At 45.6% G+C, this 21,393-nt stretch carries 16 protein-coding genes and 1 tRNA gene; 8 read left to right on the top strand and 9 right to left on the bottom strand.

Annotation, left to right across the window (positions count from 1 at the left end; translation table 11 throughout):
• Nucleotides 1–105 precede the first annotated feature (105 nt).
• Both NDJ01_RS19615 and NDJ01_RS19620 read right to left on the bottom strand, forming a co-directional pair.
• Entirely contained in the window at nucleotides 106–1,233 is a 1,128-nt protein-coding gene (locus tag NDJ01_RS19615; protein WP_006741246.1) for a conjugal transfer protein TraF, read from the bottom strand.
• A gap of 213 nt (nucleotides 1,234–1,446) precedes the next feature.
• Entirely contained in the window at nucleotides 1,447–3,519 is a 2,073-nt protein-coding gene (locus NDJ01_RS19620) for an ATP-binding protein (RefSeq protein ID WP_258587189.1), read from the bottom strand.
• A gap of 169 nt (nucleotides 3,520–3,688) precedes the next feature.
• On the opposite strand from NDJ01_RS19620, the gene NDJ01_RS19625 reads away from it, so the two are divergent.
• Complete coding sequence (locus tag NDJ01_RS19625) at nucleotides 3,689–5,038, top strand: sigma-54 dependent transcriptional regulator (RefSeq protein ID WP_258587190.1); 1,350 nt, start codon at nucleotides 3,689–3,691, stop codon at nucleotides 5,036–5,038.
• A 45-nt stretch (nucleotides 5,039–5,083) separates the two neighbouring features.
• Here the strand turns inward: NDJ01_RS19625 and NDJ01_RS24785 are convergent, their stop codons facing one another.
• Both NDJ01_RS24785 and brnQ read right to left on the bottom strand, forming a co-directional pair.
• Nucleotides 5,084–6,292: a diguanylate cyclase gene (locus NDJ01_RS24785; protein ID WP_373273862.1), complete on the bottom strand. Its 1,209-nt coding sequence runs from the start codon at nucleotides 6,290–6,292 to the stop codon at nucleotides 5,084–5,086.
• A gap of 103 nt (nucleotides 6,293–6,395) precedes the next feature.
• Nucleotides 6,396–7,706, bottom strand: coding sequence for a branched-chain amino acid transport system II carrier protein (gene brnQ / locus NDJ01_RS19635; RefSeq protein WP_203342677.1), 1,311 nt, complete (start codon nucleotides 7,704–7,706; stop codon nucleotides 6,396–6,398).
• A gap of 836 nt (nucleotides 7,707–8,542) precedes the next feature.
• Between brnQ and NDJ01_RS19640 the strand changes: the two genes are divergently transcribed.
• The 5 genes from NDJ01_RS19640 (at nucleotide 8,543) to NDJ01_RS19660 (ending at nucleotide 14,369) form a co-directional block, all read left to right on the top strand.
• Complete coding sequence (locus NDJ01_RS19640; protein WP_005374185.1) at nucleotides 8,543–9,553, top strand: TAXI family TRAP transporter solute-binding subunit; 1,011 nt, start codon at nucleotides 8,543–8,545, stop codon at nucleotides 9,551–9,553.
• Between the two features lie 88 nt (nucleotides 9,554–9,641).
• The gene (locus tag NDJ01_RS19645; protein ID WP_257888871.1) at nucleotides 9,642–11,765 is read left to right on the top strand and encodes a TRAP transporter permease; all 2,124 of its coding nucleotides are present in this window, start codon (nucleotides 9,642–9,644) and stop codon (nucleotides 11,763–11,765) included.
• 8 nt (nucleotides 11,766–11,773) lie between these two features.
• Nucleotides 11,774–13,006 carry an L-2-hydroxyglutarate oxidase gene (lhgO, locus tag NDJ01_RS19650; RefSeq protein ID WP_257888872.1) on the top strand — a complete coding sequence of 411 codons (1,233 nt, stop codon included), beginning with the start codon at nucleotides 11,774–11,776 and terminating at the stop codon, nucleotides 13,004–13,006.
• Nucleotides 13,007–13,201: 195 nt separating this feature from the next.
• The gene (locus NDJ01_RS19655; protein ID WP_203342681.1) at nucleotides 13,202–13,897 is read left to right on the top strand and encodes a hypothetical protein; all 696 of its coding nucleotides are present in this window, start codon (nucleotides 13,202–13,204) and stop codon (nucleotides 13,895–13,897) included.
• A 16-nt stretch (nucleotides 13,898–13,913) separates the two neighbouring features.
• On the top strand, nucleotides 13,914–14,369 hold the full coding sequence (locus NDJ01_RS19660) for a hypothetical protein (RefSeq protein WP_257888873.1): 456 nt from the start codon (nucleotides 13,914–13,916) through the stop codon (nucleotides 14,367–14,369).
• 40 nt (nucleotides 14,370–14,409) lie between these two features.
• On the opposite strand, the gene NDJ01_RS19665 is transcribed toward NDJ01_RS19660, so the two are convergent.
• The 3 genes from NDJ01_RS19665 to NDJ01_RS19675 all read right to left on the bottom strand — a co-directional run bounded on the left by NDJ01_RS19665 (nucleotide 14,410) and on the right by NDJ01_RS19675 (nucleotide 17,381).
• Nucleotides 14,410–14,808 carry a cystatin gene (locus tag NDJ01_RS19665; RefSeq protein WP_257888874.1) on the bottom strand — a complete coding sequence of 133 codons (399 nt, stop codon included), beginning with the start codon at nucleotides 14,806–14,808 and terminating at the stop codon, nucleotides 14,410–14,412.
• Nucleotides 14,809–14,982: 174 nt separating this feature from the next.
• The gene (cydB, locus tag NDJ01_RS19670; RefSeq protein WP_005393631.1) at nucleotides 14,983–15,981 is read right to left on the bottom strand and encodes a cytochrome d ubiquinol oxidase subunit II; all 999 of its coding nucleotides are present in this window, start codon (nucleotides 15,979–15,981) and stop codon (nucleotides 14,983–14,985) included.
• Nucleotides 15,982–15,992: 11 nt separating this feature from the next.
• Nucleotides 15,993–17,381 (bottom strand): cytochrome ubiquinol oxidase subunit I, encoded by a 1,389-nt coding sequence (locus NDJ01_RS19675; protein WP_139060125.1) that lies wholly within the window; start codon nucleotides 17,379–17,381, stop codon nucleotides 15,993–15,995.
• 162 nt (nucleotides 17,382–17,543) lie between these two features.
• On the opposite strand from NDJ01_RS19675, the gene NDJ01_RS19680 reads away from it, so the two are divergent.
• Nucleotides 17,544–18,788, top strand: a complete 1,245-nt coding sequence (locus tag NDJ01_RS19680) for an NADH:ubiquinone reductase (Na(+)-transporting) subunit B (RefSeq protein WP_257888875.1) — start codon at nucleotides 17,544–17,546, stop codon at nucleotides 18,786–18,788.
• A gap of 300 nt (nucleotides 18,789–19,088) precedes the next feature.
• Nucleotides 19,089–20,489: a tryptophanase gene (locus NDJ01_RS19685; RefSeq protein ID WP_257888876.1), complete on the top strand. Its 1,401-nt coding sequence runs from the start codon at nucleotides 19,089–19,091 to the stop codon at nucleotides 20,487–20,489.
• A 73-nt stretch (nucleotides 20,490–20,562) separates the two neighbouring features.
• On the opposite strand, the gene NDJ01_RS19690 is transcribed toward NDJ01_RS19685, so the two are convergent.
• Together NDJ01_RS19690 and NDJ01_RS19695 are read right to left on the bottom strand one after the other, a co-directional pair.
• Nucleotides 20,563–21,174, bottom strand: coding sequence for a DUF2913 family protein (locus NDJ01_RS19690; protein ID WP_104973361.1), 612 nt, complete (start codon nucleotides 21,172–21,174; stop codon nucleotides 20,563–20,565).
• Nucleotides 21,175–21,206: 32 nt separating this feature from the next.
• Nucleotides 21,207–21,290 (bottom strand) — tRNA-Leu (locus tag NDJ01_RS19695).
• Between the last annotated feature and the right edge of the window lie 103 nt (nucleotides 21,291–21,393).

Here is a 21,393-nt window from a genome sequence, read left to right on the forward strand (position 1 = left end):
CGTGTTTTTATCAGTTCATCACCAAACGTCAGTAATGATAAACATTGAGATATAGGATGGTTGTTAACAATGCCAACCTAAGTGAATTTAGGTTGGCATTCGTATTCAAAACGTAAATGCTAAATTCGCCGCCGCGCCAAACTGGTTATCGCCAGCGTAAGACCCTGCTAGGTCTACACTGATCACATCAAAAGGACTGATGCCAATGCCACCTGTCACCGAGTTATCGAGGTTATTTTCTAGGTCAACTTCATAACCAGCGCGGAGTTGAGCCCATCCCCAAGCATTCCCCTCGATACCAACGCGAATAAACTGCGTGTCATCGTCGAGCTCTTTAAAGCGCTTTTGTTTGGTGAGATCGGCGTCTAGGCTCAGAGCGACATAGTCCCCGACATAGCCGATACCAAGGGTCGCTTGTGGCGTGAGTTCGTAGGTATAGTTACCTAGTTTTGTTTCTATATCTTGTTCGAAGACGTCTTTTAACGAGAGACCCGCTCTAAATGCGTTGTGATACCAAGCGACCCCAAGATCCATATTGAACGTGTTCTTTGATACTTCACTTTTGTCGTAATCCTCGATATCAAAGTCATCTAGTGTTGTACGCTGCGTATAGGTTTTAAGTTGTTGGTATTTGGGCGTAATACCAAATGCGAATTGCTGCCCACCTATCGTGTAAGCGCGAGCCAAGGCAACGCCATATTCCGCACTACCGAAAGCCGCTAGGTCGACGGCAGAATTGAGGTATCGATCTGCGGTGTTTGTTGAATCTGAGATATCGGGTGCCGCAAGTATCTCCACATAACCAGCGCTAAAAAGGTTTACCGACATGTAGCGTGTCGGAATCGCAATCGCGAGGCTCAGACCTCCGTTAATGACGACTGGAGCACTCTTATCTAATTGATCGAGTAGTCGATTAAGTTCGGCTTCGTTCGCAGGTGTGGGAATGCCCTGAATACTATCGTAAAGGTCTTGAACATCATCAACGGCTGATAAAGCTTCATCCTCATCGTGAATATTGACGCCGAGAGCAGGAATGAGTAGGCCGATATCGTCATTTTCTCGATAGAGAGCGCCTAGGGCTGGGTTGTGTAGAGGAGCGGTTAAATAGTCAGCGGAAACAACGCCTGTATTTCCCATTCCGTGACTTCGAGCGTCTGCTGCGTAAGGCGCTGCAAAAGCGTGAGGTGATAAAATAAAAAGCGCCCCTGTTGCTGCTAAAGTTAGTTTTCTCATAACGCATCCATTCTTACTTTAAATAATTACTTATCAATAAATTAGATGGTGGGAGCTAAAACTTGGTGTCAACCACCAAAAATTGTGCTGATGAATAGCATGTGGCGATTCATCAAGTTAAGCGTAGGTTAGGCAACTCGCTTTATAAAGTTGATCAGGGTTTATTGCTCTTTAATTGCGTGGAGAAAAGCTGAAGAGGTGGATGGTATTGGGTTAGCTACGATGAGGAGCGAGCTCAAACATTAAGGTGAAGGACATGCCTTTATCAGCGTTGAGCTGCGCACTGACTTTCCCTTGCATATCTCGCATATTGTTGGCGGTGATGGAAAGTCCTAACCCCAGTCCTTCACCAATTTTTTTACTGGTTTGGAAAGGTTCGAACATGGTATCGAGTTGGTCTGAAGGTACCCCACACCCATTATCACTTACCACGACCTCAACATTATCGGTAGTGGGTGCAACGGCAATCATTAACTGTGGATCTTGGGTCTCTTTCATCGCATCTAATGCGTTAGAAATTAGGTTGCCGAGCACTTGTTGTAGGCGTTGCTCTTCGCCAATGATATTGGGTAAGTCGTTGGGAATGCGTACCCGAACGTCTACCTTCGCGAGTTGAGATTGATAGACGCGTAGCGTCTCTTCTAAAGCGTTTGTCAGCGATATCTCGTGCAGTGTTTCTGGTTTATTGTAGGCAAACGTTTTTAGCTGAGTGGTCATGCTTGCCATGCGGTCAATCAACTTTTGAATCAACTTGTTATTGGCTTTCATCATGTCTGTTTGTCCACGTTCTGCTAGCAATTCATTGGTGGTTAAAAGAGTACGCAGGCCAGTCAATGGTTGGTTTAACTCGTGGGTAATCGCGCTCGACATTCTGCCCAATGCTGCCATTTTGCTTGATTCAATCAATTGCTCTTGGGCTTGTTTTAAAGCTTGAGTTCGCTCTTCCACCCTTTGAGCGAGCTCTTGGTTAATCAGCTGCAGCGATTGTTCCGCTTTTTTACGTTTACTAATGTCGATTACGGTAGCAAGGAAATACTGCTCACCGTGCCATGGGAAGCTAGTGAGTGAAAAGAGTACAGGAAATACGCTGCCATCACTGCGTCGCGCCATGGTTTCTACAGCGCTAATCTCTGCTAGTTCCTTATGCTTTGGCAGATCTCTAAGCAAAGTGAGTGTGGTCGAATTTGAATTACCCGCATCAAATAACTCCCAGGCGAAGGTATGACGATTCACACTTTCAGGAAGACAAAAAAGGCGTTTTGCCATTGGGTTGAGGTCGAACAATAGACCTTGTTCATCAATCAACAACAAACCAACATGTGTTTTATTGATCATCTGTTTAAGTCGGCGTTGCGATTCTTCTAGTAAGGCTTGAATACGCTGCTGATTGAGATGTTTTTGTCGACGCTGTAAACCAATGATGACCAACAGGATAAGGAGCAGGAGGAGCGCTGCGATGCTCCATCCAATGACACTAATCGTCTGCTGAACAGGTTTGGTCGGAATAAGGTAACTGACAAACCAGTTTAAGTCGTCCAGCTTTACTGTGTGTGCAAAGTAGCGCTGCTGATTGAGAGTCCAGAAATGAATCACCGTATTGTCATACAGTGTTTGAGTTTCGACTTTGACTTGGTTATTCGGTTCATTAAACCAGTCGGCGTTATAGTTTGTACTGCTGGAGAGGAAGAAGCGTTGATGGCGATTTTGTAGCGTGATGATGTCTTGGCTGGTGATGGTCTGCTCTGTTAGTAAACTCAGGTTGATTTGAACAACAACGATGCCCGCTATCTCCAAACCATCAAAAATTGGTGCAGAGAGGTAGTAAAGCGGACTAGAACCTTTTGTTTTATTCACCAGTGAGACGCCTTCTCCCTGACGTTGTATTTGTTCGACAATCGCACGGCGGTCAGAGCGGCTGAACCGTTCATCGATCAGACTTGATACCAACACTTCTCCCGAGGTTGAAAGTATCAACCAGCCCTCTGTATTCGCGGCTTTATCGAGCTGTGTCAGTTGTGCTTGAAGTGGCTCGTAGTAGTTTAAATTACCTTTCACAAACGAAATTGTTTCTGGGTTATTCGTGACGAGATAGGGAAGGTGATAGAAACGTTTTAATGCTCGGCGGACTTCACCAATGTAGTCGAGGAGTTTCTGTTGTGCTTCTTGTTGAGTTTGGACGCTCAGCCATTGATGGGCCACCTCTCGGCTAGCACCGTAGAAAAAGATCACCAGCGCACTGATCAATACGGCGGTTAGCCACATTTTCCCATTCTTAGTGCGCTGCATACGAGCTCCGTTTGGCTGAACATAGTTATCGTAGTTGGTAGTGAAAGAGTGCGCTTAACTGATTGGATGTTAAAGAATTGTGATTAAGAAGTGGGATCTAGCTCCTTTTCTATAGCATGGTTTTTGCTAACTTTAGCAAAGACTTCTATCACCGATCAGGCAGTAACTCATGACTTTTGACGACATTCCGCGTATCGCCCTAATTGAAGATGATGACATCGTTCGTCAAGCAACAAGCCAATGGCTGCAATTGGCGGGGTTTGACGTCACAGCTTTTAGCTCGGGGGAGGAAGGCAAAACCGCCATTCTGAACCAAGAGTTTGATGCGATAGTTAGTGATGTTCGTTTGCCAGATACTGATGGAATTGCGATTTTAGAGAGCCTTATTGCGAATCACATTTCAACACCAATGATACTAATTACTGGTCATGGTGATGTGGATATGGCGGTGAATGCGCTACAAAACGGCGCGTTTGATTTTATTGAAAAACCTTTCCAGCCGGAGCGTTTGTCTCAACGCGTCACAGATGCGGTCGAGAGCCATCGCGCGCAAACATCGACGCTTCACCGCCAAGAGTATCTAGCTAGCGTGAGTGGTTTAGAAGAGGTGCTCATTGGTCAAAGTAGAGTGATGCAGCAATTACGCGAGCAAGTTGCGAAATTGGCGAAAATCGATACTAACGTGATCATTTACGGCGAAACAGGTTGTGGTAAAGAGCTGGTGGCGACCAGTTTGCACAATGAAAGCCAACGCAGAACCCATCATTTTGTGCCAATCAACTGTGGCGCCATTCCTGAGAACCTGTTTGAAAGTGAGCTGTTTGGGCATGAAGCTGGGGCATTTACCGGAGCGGGTAAAAAGCGCATTGGCAAATTGGAATACGCGGATAAAGGCACCTTATTCTTTGATGAAATCGAGAGTATGCCGCTGTCCATGCAGGTGAAAGTGCTGCGTTCATTACAGGAACATACAGTTGAGCGCGTTGGAGGCAATCAACAGATCTCGGTTGATTTTAGAGTGATCGCCGCCGCGAAAGAAGATCTCAATGATCATGATGAGTTTCGTCAAGATTTGTATTATCGACTCAATGTGGCGCAGATCTATTTGCCACCATTATGTGAGCGAGAAGAAGATTCACTGATTTTGTTTGAGCACTTCACCTTGCAAACTAACCCTGAAACCCGACCATTGAGTGACGCCGACAGAAACGCTGTGCTTTCCTACGCTTGGCCTGGAAATGTTCGAGAGCTGCGAAACGTGGCTATGCGTTTTGCCTTGGATGAAACGGTATCTGTGATGGAAATTCTCTCTAGCCGTCCTTCGTCAACCACGGAGGAGACGCAAGTGGGTGTTCCACTGGTTATTCAATTACACAATTTTGAGCGCAAGGTGCTGCATGATTCATTGGTCAGACATCACGGACGCATTAACGAGGTGATGCAGGAGTTGGATTTACCTCGTCGAACTTTGAATCAAAAGATGCAAAAGTTTGGTTTAAATCGCTCTGATTATACTTAACGCCATTTTTAAGCTGATTTACCGCTATGAGCGTCACAAATATGATTAAGCGCTCTTTGAGGGAGTTGGGACAAACTTATAAGTTAGGCCTTTCCCTTCTCCAAACAAGGTGACTTGGTTTCTGCCCGTATGTTTAGAGCTATACAGCGCTTCGTCTGCTTCAGCAACGACCTCGTGAAGCGATTGTCCCTCTGATAACTCACTGATTCCAAAGCTCATGGTGATCTCATTTTCGAATGACTGCAATGAGGCTTCAGTTTCCACCGCCAGGCGAATTTGCTCGGCAACAATTTTGGCGCGTTGTGCTTTTTCAAGTAAAACAATCATGAACTCATCACCACCAAATCGTACTGTGCAAGCTGACTCTGGGAGGTGTTTCTTAAAGATAGCGGCAATCGTAGCCATGACGGAATCGCCTACCGTATGGCCGTAGTGATCATTAATTACTTTGAACTCGTCCATGTCGGTCATGATGATGCTTATTGATTGGTTCCGTTTGTGAGCTTGATTAACAAGGTTTGGAACAATTTCTTCCATCGCGCGACGATTATGAAGCCCTGTGAGAGCGTCTAAATGTGAGAGATCATTGATTGACTGTATCAAGCGGCCATTAATTAGCCACAACATGCTAAAGCTCATAGCGACAATCAGACAGATGCTAAGTAAAAACGTCATCTGGTGGATAAAACCTGCGGTCATAAAATTTGGCACTTCATTGGCGAAAGCGCTCCAAAGTGCTCTGAAGCCCATAAAAATACTGAAGCAAAAGAAGGAGCACGCCATCACTATGGTTGGGAGTTTTTGGTCTTGCTTGGTACCTTTCAGCATGGCGATCCCACTAAAAAACGTACCGATGCAGATATAAACACTTAAGTAAATGATACGGCTTTTAATTGAATGGTCATGGAAGGTGAAATAATAAAACGAACCGCTGAAAATGGGCGTTAAAAAAGCGAGTGAGTGGGCCAGTTTTAGAGGGAATTGACGAAAAATGCTCACGCTGTAAAGCGTAAGCAAGAATCCGATTAATATGAGCGTATTAGCTATGACGATGGTAAGCCAATCTGGTGCGGAGCCTCTAAATCCTAGTAAAAAAGGCCCAAAGCCAATAAATAACAGCGAGAGAGAAAAAGTCTTTAAGCCTTTGATTTTTTTCTGTGTGTATTGGTAACAAAGTAGACTGATTGAGTAAATGCAAGAGAACAGAATAACGATAAAGTTGAGCGTTCTGATGTCTAAATACTGATTGTCCATAAGCGCTCCACATCAATCCATAGTTCAGGCAACTCCTTTGCCTGATATCAATAAGCGAACTACATATTAACTTACTTATTGAGTGATGTCTTATGTTAAACGGCTATTCATTTACCAGCTCGAATTGTTCGGTTTGGTTGGTTTTCGTCGTAAACAGCAGACCAACAATCATCATAAATACGCTAGGCATAATCCAGCTAGCAAAGTCATTGTACAGAGGCATGTAATTACCCATCCACTCATCGGTGGAATCTGGCATGTAACCGAGGATGTGCAGCGCATCAACACAACCAAACGCTAGAGCAGTGAACGCCGTCGCGACGACCATGATTTGCGACATCTTGTTGCGCACTGGTGCCATGATCATCAACGCAATCGCTACTGGGTGAAGCGCCACAACCGCTGGTAATGTGATAGCCAATAGTTGCTCTAGACCTACGTTAGCGATCAAACCTGCCAATACCATGGTCGTGATAACGCAGCCTTTGTAGTTCACTTTGCTGAAAGTGTTGTCGTAGAACTCACTGCCTGCGGTGGTTACGCCGATAGCAGTAGTCAAACACGCCAATACCATCACGGCACCAAGTAATAGTGAACCAAATGCGCCGAAGTGGCTGAAGGTGAATGCCGTTAAGATGTCGCCACCATTGCTGAATTCAGAACCTAAGTATGAGCTTGTTGAGCCAATGTAAGCCAATGAGATGTAAACAAATGCCATGGCAACGGCGTACATCAAAGCTGCAATTAGCGTGTATTTTGCGGTGGCTTTCGGACAATCCACTCCCATGCTGCGAATCGCTCGGAAGATGATCCAACCAAAACCGATAGAACCTAGCGCGTCCATTGTCATGTAGCCTTGGGTTAAGCCTTCAGCAAACGCGCCAGATACGTATGGTCCCGTTGCGGCAGTTAGTTCGCCAGCAGGATAAACCAGAGCGGTCACAGACATGATCACCAAGATAGCCATCAAAGCGGGAGTTAAGATCTTGCCTAGGTTGTCGACCAACTTACCCGGATATAGGGCGAATAAAATGGTGATAACACAGAAGGCAACAGTGAAAGGCACCAAAGCGGCATCGCCAAACATTGGGGCAAAGCTAAATTGGTAAGCCACAGTAATCGCGCGTGGAATCACAAACGCAGGGCCAATCACGATAAACACCATCACCCAAAAACTGGTTGCCAAAGGTTTAGGTAGGGCGGCGGTTAATTTGTCTGAACCGTTTACGATAGCGACCATTACCAGTGCCATTGCAGGTAGACCTACGCCCGTTAAGAGGAAGCCAGACATCCCGCTCAGAAAGTTTTCACCTGCTTGGTAACCCAAAAATGGAGGGAAGATCAGGTTACCCGCGCCTAAGTACATGGCGAAAGTCATGAAGCCCAAAGCGGCGATATTGCGTGCGCTTAACATTGTTATTCCTCTTATGTTTCGCTTGGAAGAAACTGAAAGGAATGGGAGGAGTATGTGGTGTTCCCGTCAGCTTCTTCTCAAGCTGACAGAAAGTTAAGATATAGCCTGTCAGCTCTGAATCAGTTCCAGAGAGAGCAGGAGGATCGCAGCAGCAACGCCAGATGGGCGTTTTAAAGCGAATTGTGATTGCGCAGTTGCTGACATGAGTGATCCTTAGTGACAAAAAAGCACCAAGGAATACGTTTGCCTTGGTGTGTAGTTACCCTAACGAACATGAGGCTATTGGCACAACCCCGAAGTAGAAAATAAGTTGATACGGTCAATGTTTGTTTCTGAACTGGTGGATCGAACTGGTTTTTAAATTTAAAATTAGAATAAATGACTTTTCATTTCATTAACATGGCTTGTTTTGCTGTATTTTTGTGCTATTTGTAGTCGTTTAGGCTATAAGCCTCCGCTGGTAAAGTGAGCAGTTTAGAATGATGCGCTTTTTATTCTTATTGTTAAGACGCTCATTAGTTGTAGTCCAATCCAAAGTCACGTCGGCAAAATATTGCTTATTAGCGAATTAGGCATTTGTTTCGTGTTGGTCACATTTCATTAACCTTTTGCGATCTAGGCGTGCAACCTTCTCCTCTTGAATAAGCAAGATCTTGCTCATCGCTTTGCTATCAAATCAGCATAATTTTGCTCATTTTTGATGTCTTTCTGTGCTTATGTCAATAAATACAATGACTTAAAAGTTGGCATTTCAATTGCTCTAGGGAATTTGTTGTTAATGAAGATTTAACATGATGTAAATCCCCAATCGTGAAACGACTACACGGAGAGTAATAATGAAAATGAATAAGCTGGTAAAAGCTTTGGCTGTCGCTGTGACTTCTTTTGGTATTGCTGCTAACGCTGCGGCAGAAGATCGTAGCTACATTCTTGCAACGGCATCGACAGGTGGTACTTACTACCCTGTGGGCGTAGCGTTGGCGACGTTAAGCAAAGTGAAATTGGCACCAAAGCACCACTTTTCCCTTTCTGCAATCAGCTCTGCGGGCTCTGGTGAAAACGTCAAACTGCTGAACGAGAACGAAGCACAGTTCGCGATCCTACAAGGTCTTTACGGTGCTTGGGCTTGGTCTGGTGAAGGTCCTTATGAGAAAAGCGGTCGCCAAGAACAACTGCGTTCAGTCTCTATGCTGTGGCAAAACGTTGAGCACTTTATTGTTCGCTCTGACCTAGCAAAAACTGGCACAGTGACTGACCTGAACAATCTAGACGGTAAGAAGTTCTCTATCGGTAAGAAGAACTCTGGTACTGAGAACTCGGGTCGCCAAATCATGAAAGGTCTGAAGGTAGATCCTGATAAATTCAATCTTGCTTACATGGGCTACGGCGGCAGTGCGAGCGCACTTCAAAACGGCACCATTGACGGCATGAACACGCCTGCGGGTGTACCTGTTGGTGCGGTTACTCAAGCTTTTGCTGCGTTGGGTAAAGACATTTCGATTCTTTCGTTTACTGACGAGCAAATCAAAGAGGCAAACGGTAACTACAACCTATGGACGAAGTACGAAATTCCTGCGAACACGTATCCGGGTCTAGATAAGCCAATCACCACCATTGCACAGCCAAACTTCTTGGCTGTTCGTGAAGATATCTCGGAAGAAGACGTTTACCAACTAACCAAAGCGATCTACGAGAATCTGCCGTTCTTACAAGGTATCCACAAAGCAACAAAAGCAATGGCGATTGAGAAAGCGATTGCTGGCTTGCCAGTGCCTCTTCACCCAGGTGCGGCGCGTTACTACAAAGAAATGGGCATCGAAATCCCATCAGATCTAATGGCGAAATAACGCCAACTTCGCCCCGAGTTTTGGCTCGGGGCATTTTATCCCTACCGATTTCTAAGATGGAAAAAGCCGCCAGAGCTTGGAGTATGAGATGAGCGACTCAATAGAAAAGGAATTGCAGAAGTTTGAGCTGCCCACGCGCACTGATTTTCCGTGGGTAACCACCACGATCACAGTGTTTGGCGTGGTGTTGTCTGCTTTGCACATTTGGTTTAATACCTTATCGACGTTACCAGAGCTATGGATTTCCGCGACCCACTTTGCTGGCTTTGCGGTGATTTGTGCGCTTTGGTATCCGGCTCATATCTCTCTCAAGCAGAGTAAGATTGCACTCGGCATCGATGTGTTGATTGCCATGGGCGCGGTCGCGTGTTTGCTCTACATTCCCTATGCCGAAGATGCGCTATATGAACGCGGTGTTAAGTTCGTGACCAGCGATTGGGTCTTCGCCATCATGGCAATCCTGATTGTTATTGAGCTGATCCGACGCACCATGGGTTGGTTTATTCCAGTGCTGATTGTGGTGTGTCTGAGTTACGTTGTGCTTTGGGGTAAGTGGGCGACAGGTATTTTCCACTTCCCGGGTTTGAGCATGGAAACTTTGCTCTACCGTAGCTTTTATTCTTCTGAGGGCATGTTTGGCTCTATTTCGCGCATCAGTTGGACTTTCGTATTCATGTTCATTCTGTTTGGTGCGTTTCTTGTTCGCTCTGGTGTTGGTGATTACATCATCAATGTGGCACGTGCTGCGGCTGGCAAAATCATTGGTGGTCCGGGTTTTATCGCAGTGATTGGCTCCGGTTTGATGGGCTCAGTATCGGGCTCTAGTGTGGCAAATACGGTTTCCACCGGTGTTCTCAGTATTCCTTTAATGCAAAAAGCAGGTTTCCCTTCGCGCTTTGCAGCGGGGGTTGAAGCTGCGGCGTCGACGGGGGGTCAGTTGATGCCACCAGTGATGGGGGCGGGTGCTTTCATCATGGCGTCTTACACGCAAATTCCGTATGTTGATATTATCGCGGTGTCTTTCATCCCTGCTCTTATCTATTTCTTGTCTGTTGCGTTCTTTGTGCGTATCGAAGCCAAACGCAGCGGCGTTCAAAAAATCACGACCAGCGATGAATCTCTATTAAAAGTGTTGATCAGCGGTTGGCACAACCTTATCCCGCTGGCGGTATTGGTTACTTTGCTGGTTCAAGGCTTTACGCCAACTTACGCTGCTGGCTTATCGATCATTTCTGTGGTGGTGGCTTCTTGGTTCTCGAAAGATCACAAGATGGGACCAAAAGCGATCATCGAAGCACTCTCGCAAGGCGCGAAAAACATGGCAACAACAGCCGTATTGCTGGTGGGTATTGGTTTGGTGATCAACGTGATCAGCACAACGGGTATCGGCAACACGTTCTCACTGATGATCGACGGTTGGGCGAATGGCGACTTGTTCATCATGATCGTTCTGATTGCGCTCGCTTCTCTTGTTTTGGGTATGGGTTTACCTGTGACAGCGGCGTATATTGTATTGGGCACACTGTCTGCCCCAGCGCTTTACAAGTTGATTGCGGAAAACCAACTGCTTGAATTGATGGTGTCAGGTCAATTGCCTGAACAAGCAAAAGCGATCTTTATGTTGGCGGCGCCAGAAAAGCTGGAGCTGCTTAATGCACCAATGGCGTTGGAAACGGCGAAAGAAATGGTGGCGTTAGTACCTGCTGACTTTATGGAAACCCTACTAGAGCAAAGTTTGGGTATGGAAGCGGTAGGCTTGGCATTGCTGGCTGCTCACCTTATCATCTTCTGGCTATCGCAAGACAGTAACGTTACTCCTCCAGTGTGTTTGACCGCATTTGCTGCGGCAACCATCGCGAAAACACCGCCAATGCGCACTGGTTTGATGGCGTGGAAAATCGCCAAAGGTTTGTACCTTGTGCCGCTACTTATTGCCTACACAGGCTTAGTAAGTTGGGATGTGACGTCAGTGATTACCGTGGGCTTCTTTGCCATCATCGGTACCTATGCATTGATTGGTGCGATTGAAGGTTACTTGGAAGGTCCTCTAAACATTCTGACGCGTCTCTTGTTGGTAGTGGTGGGTACATTGCTGGTTTGGCACGACATCCCAATGTTGGTTCGTGTGGCAAGCTGCGCGGTATTTGTCGCGGTGTTCATTTACAGTGGTCGCAAGTTCAAATTGCAACAATCTCAACTATCGGTTTTATAAGAGGTCGTATGAAATCAGTCTATGACTACATCATTGTTGGTGGCGGTATCGTTGGCGTGTCGACAGCATGGCAACTGCAGCAACGTCACCCAGACAAATCCATTTTATTGGTTGAGAAAGAGTCCGGTTTTGCCAGGCACCAAACCGGACACAATAGCGGCGTGATTCATGCTGGGGTGTACTACGCACCGGGCAGCTTAAAAGCCGATTTTTGTAAGCGTGGGGTAGAGCGAACCATTTCGTTCTGTGCTGAGCACGATATTCCGGTGGAGAACTGTGGCAAGTTGTTGGTTGCGACCAATGAGCAAGAAGTCGAACGTATGAATGCCCTTTATGAGCGCTGCCATGTCAACGGTATCGACGTAAAGCTACTCGATGAAGTTCAACTCAAACTGGCTGAACCAAACATCACAGGCTTGGGCGCGATTTATGTCAAAACCACCAGTATTGTCGATTATCGTTTGGTCACTGAGCAGATGGCGGAAGAGTTCCAAAAGCTCGGCGGGCAAATTAGCCTGAGAACTAAAGTGGTGGCTGCCGAAGAGAAGGATGAGGAAGTCCAACTGACCTGTATTTCAGACGGTCAAACGATGCAGCTTAATACCAAGTTCTTGGTTACTTGCAGCGGCTTGATGGCGGATCGTATGACTAAGATGATGGGTATTCCAACTGACTTTCAGATCATCCCTTATCGCGGTGAATACTACCGCTTAGATAGCAAACACGACCAAGTGGTGAATCATCTTATTTATCCAATTCCCGACCCTGATTTGCCATTCTTGGGTGTCCACCTGACTCGCATGATTGATGGCAGTGTGACCGTAGGTCCAAATGCGGTGCAAGGTTGGAAGCGAGAAGGGTACGACAAGGTTAACTTTAGCCTGCAAGATACCATGCAGATGCTCAGCTTCTCCGGTTTCTGGAAGGTGACACAAAAGCATCTCAAAACCGGATTGGATGAGTTTAAGAACTCTTGGTGGAAGCCGGGCTATCTCAAGTTGGTCAACAAATACTGCCCTAGCATCAAGGTAGACGATCTCAAACCATATCCTGCGGGTATTCGTGCGCAAGCAGTGTTATCCGATGGCACTTTGGTTCATGACTTCTTGTTTGCAGAGAGCGCAAGAAGCTTGCATGTTTGCAACGCACCTTCTCCCGCAGCGACATCGGCAATGCCGATTGGGGAATACATTTGCGATAAAGTGAATGAGAAGATAGAAGCGAAAGCCGAGTTGGTTTAACAGTAAAAAGCCATATTAAAATATATGAGCGAAAAGAATGCTTTTCTAGAATATTGACTGGTATGTCATTTGCCGCACAATAATGTAATTAGTATGTAAGAAATGGTTTTAAAGTGTCGTAATACAATGTCAACTTCAAATTTTATAGGTGATTTTTTGTTCTTTCAGTTTTAATCTTCATCAGATGGAGGGACTATGATTACAAAACAGCACCTTAGAAAAGTATGGAAGAATGAAACTAAAGTTTCAGAAGACTATTTAGTGATTATAAGCAAAGAACTTTCTATGAAGATCTCTGAATGTAAGTTAGACAGTGAACTGAGACTGTCACACTTTGTCGCTCAATTAGCAAAAGAGGTTGGTCCTGGAATGAGAATGGAGGAAAACCTGAATTATTCAGTTCAAGGATTGAAAAGCACTTTCAGAGTCTATCGGAATAGGCCGGAGTTAGCTGAAAAGCACGGGAGAAAAAATGCCATCAATCAAAAAGCAAACCAAGAAGCGATAGCAAATAATGCCTATGCCATGAAAATAGGCAATGGTGATGCAAGTACCGGAGATGGATGGAAATATCGCGGTAGAGGAATGATACAGTTAACAGGGAAAGGAAACTATTTAGCGACAGAAAGCATACACGCAAATATTTGGAACGAAAATACGAGTTTCTCTTCTTCGCCCCAGTTAGTTGCTCAACCTAAATATGCCATCAGGACTGCTATGATTTTTTGGCTGAAGAATAAACTATATTTAAAAGCCGATAAGGGAGCATCTAGAACGGTAACTGATAGTATTACTAAGGTTATTAATAAAAATACAGATTCATATGGACAAAGACATGAGATATTTACCGAACTGTATAAAAAAGGTATTTTCAAAGAAATTTTTAAGTAGGGCTTTTGGAGCTTGTTTGATAGTACATTACCCTGCATTTTCCTTTCAGTTAACTAGTGTCGACGATGGTTATTTGCTGACTGATAATAAGTTTGAATCGGATTATATGGTATATACTCCGGGCGCGAAGGAAGCGGAAATTACTGATGCATATGACTTCGCTTGTGTTGGTAGCAAAATCGAAGTGGTTAAAATTAGAAGTGAAATTAACAATGCCGTGACTCATGGAGAGCAGCTCCAATATTACTTTTTTCTTGTTACTGAGAATAAAGCTTACTGGCCACTTAGAATTGTTGAATCTTTCCGGACCGTGGACAAAGATTCCCAGGAATTAGTATCAGAACATTTACCTTTCACAAAGCATGATGACCTTGGGTTAGCTTGTGATTTGATTAGACCTCAGGTTAAAAGCTATTACTTTTCCCAAGCTTTTGAAGCGATACCTAAACATACCCACAGTAAAGGCGACTGACTCAGTCGCCTTTACTGTTTTGACTGTAGAGCTGTAGTGTTTATTGCTCTTTGGAGCAAAGTTCACCTTTCTTGGCGTGTCTTTCGATCATGTAATCGCCACGAGCGCTGTGTAAAACAATCGCATTCCAGACTTGGCCATCTTGCAACTCGAACTCAAATGTATAATGGGTTCCGCCGACCATTTTCGTTCTCACTTCATGAATCGCTTTCAATTTATCATCGGCATTCATTTGATAAAGCACCATGTTGAGTGAGCGTCTGGCGTCAGGAGTTGCCTCAGCAAGTTGCCAATGACCCTGCTCGTTTGTTGCGGAGCAAATAGACCGCATTTTACTTTTCATGGCGGATGACATCTGCTTGTCTACGGCCAATGCATTTGGTGAAAACAGTGGAACCGTCAAAGGAATCAAAGTTACCAGAAACCGCTTTAAGGTCATAAAAACACTCCGTTGCTTTACTCTTGCTTGAGTATAGACCTCAATGGCTTCAGATGTGGTGCAGTAGACTCTTGGCCTACAATATCGAAGCTCGTATCAGCGAACTGACGATAAACAAGGCGACCACGCTTGCCAGCCAAATGCCAATGAACCACAAAATGGGTTTTAGTTTCATCAGTGATATCCTTCTCCACGTTTCATCTTACCGCGGAAAACCCAGTACGAATAAGCCGTGTAGGCTATGATCAGAGGAAGTAATACCACCGCACCGGCAAGTAAAAATGCCAAACTTTTATCTGGCGCGGCGACGTCTTGATAAGTGAGTGCGAATGGGACCAAGTAAGGAAACGTACTGACACCGAAACCCATCGCGGATACAAGAAACAGGCCGATCGCAAGAACGTAGGCTCGGACGGCTTTGTGGTCGAGTAAGGCTTTGAATAGCTGCCAAATGAGTGCCGCTGCAATAATTGGTAAAATGAAAAACAGTAGCGAGTTTGGTAATGAGAACCAACGTTCAAAGACGATATGTTGGCTCAATGGCAACCATAAACTAGCGATGAATATACAGGCTACCATTGCTAGCCCCCATCGTCGCGCGACCACGTAGTAACGCCCCATCAGCTCTTCTGGAAGCTTGATTAATAACCAGCATGAACCAAGCAGAATATAAGCACAAACAAGCGCCAAGCCACAAAATACGCTAAATGGCGAAAGCCAATCAAACCATCCACCTGCGTATGCTCGTTCACTAACTTCTATACCTTGGAGCAGGGTTCCAAGCATAATGCCTTGCATCAATGCCGCGGTGAGTGAACCAATGAAAAAAGCGCTATCCCATAAAAACTTTCCGCGTTGTGTTCGGAAGCGATACTCAAAAGAAACCCCGCGCAGAATTAACCCGAGCAGCATTAAAATCAGGGGAGCATAGAGTGCTGGCATAATGACCGCGTAGGCGAGGGGGAACACGGCAAAAAGCCCACCACCGCCAAGAACTAGCCAAGTTTCATTCCCATCCCAAACAGGAGCGATGCTGTTCATCATCATGTCGCGCTCTTCATCGTCATTCGCGCTGAGGAAGAGGATACCAATACCGAGATCAAAGCCATCTAACACGACATAAATCAGAACGGCGAGCCCGATCAAAGCGTACCAAATTAATGCGTAATCCATGAGCTAGCCTCCTAGGTTAGATGGTTAGAGTGTGTGATAGCATCGGTTTTCGTGCCATCAGGAAGTCGGCTGTCTAAGCCTTCTTCATAACGAGTTGGAGATTTGCGCATCAAACGCAGTAGATAGAAGAAGCCTGCTCCAAAAACCACAAAGTAAACCACGATGAACGCCGTCAGGGAGACGCTCACCGCGGCGGCATCAATAGGCGATGCCGAATTGGCTGTGGTTAAAAGACCGTACACGGTGTAAGGCTGGCGACCAACTTCGGTGGTTATCCAGCCTGCTAAAACCGCAATGAATCCAGCTGGAGCAAACAGCACACAAATACGTTGAAGTGCCCTTGAATCAAAAAGTTCGCGACGTGTTCTTAGCCATAGGCTCCACAAACCAATAACAAGCATGGCAAAACCAAGCGCGACCATTACTCGGAAAGACCAGAAAACGATGGACATAGGAGGGTGTTCTTCCTCTGGAAAAGCATCTAAGCCCTTTACTTTGCCGTTGAGGTCATGAGTTAAAATCAAGCTACCGAGTTTGGGGATTTCTAGTGCGTATTCCATACGTTTTTCTTCATCGTTAGGGATACCGAAGAGAATCAATGGCGCGCCTTGGTGAGACTCATAGTGCCCTTCCATCGCGGCAACTTTGGCGGGTTGATGTTCAAGGGTGTTTAATCCGTGCATGTCTCCAGCAACGATTTGAATTGGTGTCACGATGGCTGCCATCCACATTGCCATCGAGAACATAATTCTGGCTAGTGGATTATGGTTTGCTTTTAATAAGTGATAAGCGGCAACGCCCGCTACAACAAAGGCGGTAGTGAGGTAAGCCGCGAGCAACATATGGACGAGCCGATAAGGGAAGGAAGGGTTGAAGACAATCGCCCACCAATCTTCAGGGATAAACTGTCCGGCTTCGTTGATACTATAGCCCGCTGGTGTTTGCATCCAACTATTAACCGAAAGTATCCAAAACGCAGACAAAAACGTCCCGAATGCAACAATACAAGTCGCGGCGAAGTGAAGCTTCTTACCTACCTTATCCATACCGAAAAGCATCACGCCTAAAAACCCCGCTTCGAGGAAAAATGCAGTGAAAACTTCATAACCCATTAGCGGGCCTAAGATTGGGCCTGTTTTGTCGGCAAATACGCTCCAGTTGGTCCCGAATTGATAGCTCAACACGATGCCACTTACCACACCCATACCAAAACTGATGGCAAAGATTTTGAGCCAGTATTTATAGATCTGCATGTACTGTTTGTTGCCCGTTTTTAAGTACAAGCCCTCTAACACGGCGAGGTAACTTGCCAAACCAATCGTAAACGCTGGAAAAATGATGTGGAAAGAGACAGTAAAGGCAAATTGGAATCTGGCTAAATCGATGGCGAGTGTGTCCATGGGCATTCCCTTTTAAGTTTCGAATTAACAGTTCGCCGAATTAGAAGAGATGAGGGAAGAGCGACGAACAAAATGGAATACGAAGAAGGAAGGCTAAGAGATTAAAAAACGATCGCTTTTTACGGCAGTGCGTACCATCTTTTAGGTAAAGGAGGAGTTGTTATGAGCCTTAAACACTACTTTGAGAAAGCGACACCTAAGTTTGGCCCAGGTGGGAAGTATCACAAGTTCTATCCATTGTTCGAAGCTGTCGAAACCATTTTTTACACGCCTGGTAAGGTTAATCAGGGCATGACTCACGTTCGAGATAGCATCGATTTAAAACGTATTATGATCATGGTGTGGCTGGCGGTCTTCCCTGCCATGTTCTGGGGTATGTACAACATAGGTCAGCAGTCCAGCGATGCTTTGTTGTATGGAATGGATCAAGCCTCAGCTCAGCAAGCGCTGGCTTCTTCGTGGAAACTGAGTTGGGTATGGGGCTCGTTAGATGCGGTTTCACAGGCGGGGTGGGCAAGTAAAATGTGGCTTGGCGCCACTTACTTTATTCCGGTTTATGCGACGGTGTTTATCGTTGGTGGTTTCTGGGAAGTTCTGTTTGCTATTGTTCGAAAGCATGAGGTGAACGAAGGCTTTTTTGTCAGCTCTATACTATTCGCGCTGATCCTTCCTCCGACAATTCCACTGTGGCAAGCGGCTTTAGGTATCACTTTCGGTATTGTTGTGGCGAAGGAGATTTTCGGTGGTACGGGGCGAAACTTCTTAAACCCGGCACTAGCAGGGCGAGCCTTCTTGTACTTCGCTTATCCCGCTAACATGTCTGGCGGGGCTGTTTGGGTTGCGGCAGATGGTTACTCTGGCGCTACACCGCTGAGCCAATGGTATGAAGGTGGGCAAAGTGCCTTGATAAATAATATGACGGGACAACCAATTTCATGGGGAGATGCTTTTGTTGGTAATTTGCCAGGCTCGATGGGTGAAGTCTCCACGTTATTGATTGCACTAACAGGCTTTGTTCTTATCTTTATGAAGATTGCGTCGTGGCGAATCGTTGCAGGGGTGTTGGTTGGTTTAGTGGCGGCTTCATTATTATTGAATGCGATCGGTTCGGACTCTAACCCAATGTTCTCCATGCCGTTTTACTGGCACTTCGTGATTGGTGGGGTCGCGTTTGGTACCTTCTTTATGGCGACAGATCCCGTCTCGGCGGCTTTTACCAATGGCGGTAAATGGGCATACGGACTATTAATCGGTGTGATGACGATTTTTATCCGAGTGCTGAACCCAGCTTATCCAGAAGGCATCATGTTAGCGATTCTATTTGCTAACTTATTCGCGCCACTTTTCGATTATTTAGTCAAAGAAAGTAATATCAAACGCAGAATGAAAAGGGCCAGACCTTCTTAAAATGAGGGTGACTTCACTGAAAGTTGATTGAAAACTGCACTATATTGAAAAGGTCAGAAACATGGGGTTTCTGGCTTTTTATTTTTATCAGGAGGACGAAGACGATGAGAATAAAGGATATTCTCGATAGCCGTTTGGTGCTGTCGTTCTGGTACAACCTAGACTACTGCTTGTCTCTTCTTAGTAAAATCTCTTCTCGTTGATTTCCTCAATGCAACCGCATTGAAAAGCATTTTTATCTATTTGTTTTTTTAGTCTTACGTGATAGCGCGTAGGGCAATGCGTATAAGGAAATTAACAATGAAACGTATTCCAGAACCTTTCCGTATCAAAATGGTTGAGCCAATCAAAATGACCACTTTGGCAGACCGTGAAGTCGCGTTAAAAGAAGCGGGTTATAACCCATTTCTTCTTCGTAGTGATGATGTTTATATCGATTTGCTGACTGACTCTGGCACTGGTGCCATGAGTGATAATCAGTGGGCTGGCATCATGATGGGGGATGAATCCTATGCGGGTAGCAGAAATTACTACAACCTGTGTGATGCAGTAGAGCACTTCTTTGGTTACAAGCTCACCGTGCCTGCGCACCAAGGGCGTGGTGCCGAGCAAATTTTGTTCCCAGCTTTGATTGAGCGTATGCGTCAGGTTCGTGGTGGTGAAACGCCAGTATTTATATCGAACTACCATTTTGATACCACCGCGGGTCACATTGAGCTCAATGGCGGTAAAGCAATTAACGTGGTAACGGAAGAAGCATTCGACACCACTACGCCTTATGATTGGAAGGGCAACTTTGATATCGATAAGCTGGTGGCAACAATTGAAGCGCACGGTTCACATAACATTTGTGCGATTATCACCACGATTACTTGTAATAGCTCCGGTGGTCAGCCTGTGTCGATGGAAAACATGCGCAGCGTGTACGAAATCGCAACCAAGTACGATATTCCGGTGGTGATTGACTCGGCTCGTTACTGTGAGAACGCCTACTTTATTAAGCAGCGTGAAGCGGGTTACGAGAATAAATCGATTCTGGAAATCATCCGTGAGATGTACCAGTACGGTGATATGCTCACCATGTCAGCTAAGAAAGACCCGATGGTAAACATTGGTGGCATGTGTTGTATTCGTGATCATAAGGAGTTGTTCCAGGCGGTGCAGACGCGCTGCGTACCCATGGAAGGATTTGTAACATACGGCGGCATGGCTGGGCGTGATATGGAAGCGCTCGCTCGCGGTTTGTATGAAGCCGCGGACGAGGATTTTCTTCATTATAGAATTAGCCAAGTTCAATACTTAGGTGAGCGCTTACGTGAAGGCGGTATTCCGATTCAATACCCAACGGGTGGTCATGCGGTGTTTGTGGATGCCGCTAAGATTTTGCCACATATTCCAGCGGATCAGTTCCCTGCGCAGGTATTGTGTAATGCTTTGTACTTGGAAGCGGGCATTCGAGCAGTAGAGATAGGATCGCTGTTGCTTGGTCGAGATCCGGAAACGGGTAAACAAAAAGCGTCAGAGCTTGAGTTGATGCGTTTGACCATTCCACGTCGTGTCTACACAAACGATCATATGGATTACATTGCGGATGCGATTATCGAACTGAAAAATCGTGCTCATGAGTTAAAAGGACTCACTTTCGAGTACGAGCCACCAGTGCTGCGCCACTTTACTGCTCGGTTTAAAGAGAACGATTAATTAAGGCTGAATATAGAAAAGCAAAAGGCCGCGAGTTTCGCGGCCTTTTTCGATTTGTTTCTTAGCGTTACACTTACGCCAACTCTAATGTAATACGAACGAACTGATCGTCCTGGTACTGCACTTCATAATTGAAGGTGCCACTGGCGTAAATACTGCCAAGGAAAAGTGAACGTTGGCTCATTGGTCCACGGAACAGCATCGAAATAGGAGCGATTAGGGCGTTATTATCATCGAAATGCTGATTTAAGTTCTCAGAAAGCACACATAGCAAACAGCCGTGTTGGTCGTGAGATAAGTCGACGTCTTCCGGTCGAGATAATAATATAGTAGTCCCCAACTTCTTCTCAATCTCGTTAATCAACAGCAAGTAGCTATCTAGATCAGGTTGAGGGTTACTTGGTTTATCTGCACCCACGCAACGTTCGAGTAACGCTTCCAGATTTCCGTTCTCGCCTTTTGCCCGTTGAGTCAAAGACTTTAACGGCTTTTTAATCAGCTTATAGCGATTACTCTTCAGTTTTGGCTTCAGCCATTTCTGCAGTAAGTCGTTACGCTCTTTAAGGGAGAGGCCATCTGAGGACGCGTGAATTTTAAAGTGCAGGTGCAATAAAGCGTGAACCGCAAGCTCACTCAGAAGTTGGTTAGCATCTGTAGACTGTCTTGCCTGCTTAGAACTTTGCATTACACTCGAACAAAATTAGGGAAGAAGGATAATGGTGCCGAGAGAGGGACTCGAACCCTCACACCAAAGGCACTAGCACCTCATGCTAGCGTGTCTACCAATTTCACCATCTCGGCATCATGATGCTCTGAATACTCAGAGGCCTCGAAAGAAGCAACGCGAATTGTATAACCAAAATCCACCTGTTGGCGAGAGCAAAATGACGAATTTTGGCTCTTT

This window comes from Vibrio sp. HS-50-1 (assembly GCF_024747315.1).
GTDB lineage: Bacteria > Pseudomonadota > Gammaproteobacteria > Enterobacterales > Vibrionaceae > Vibrio > Vibrio diabolicus.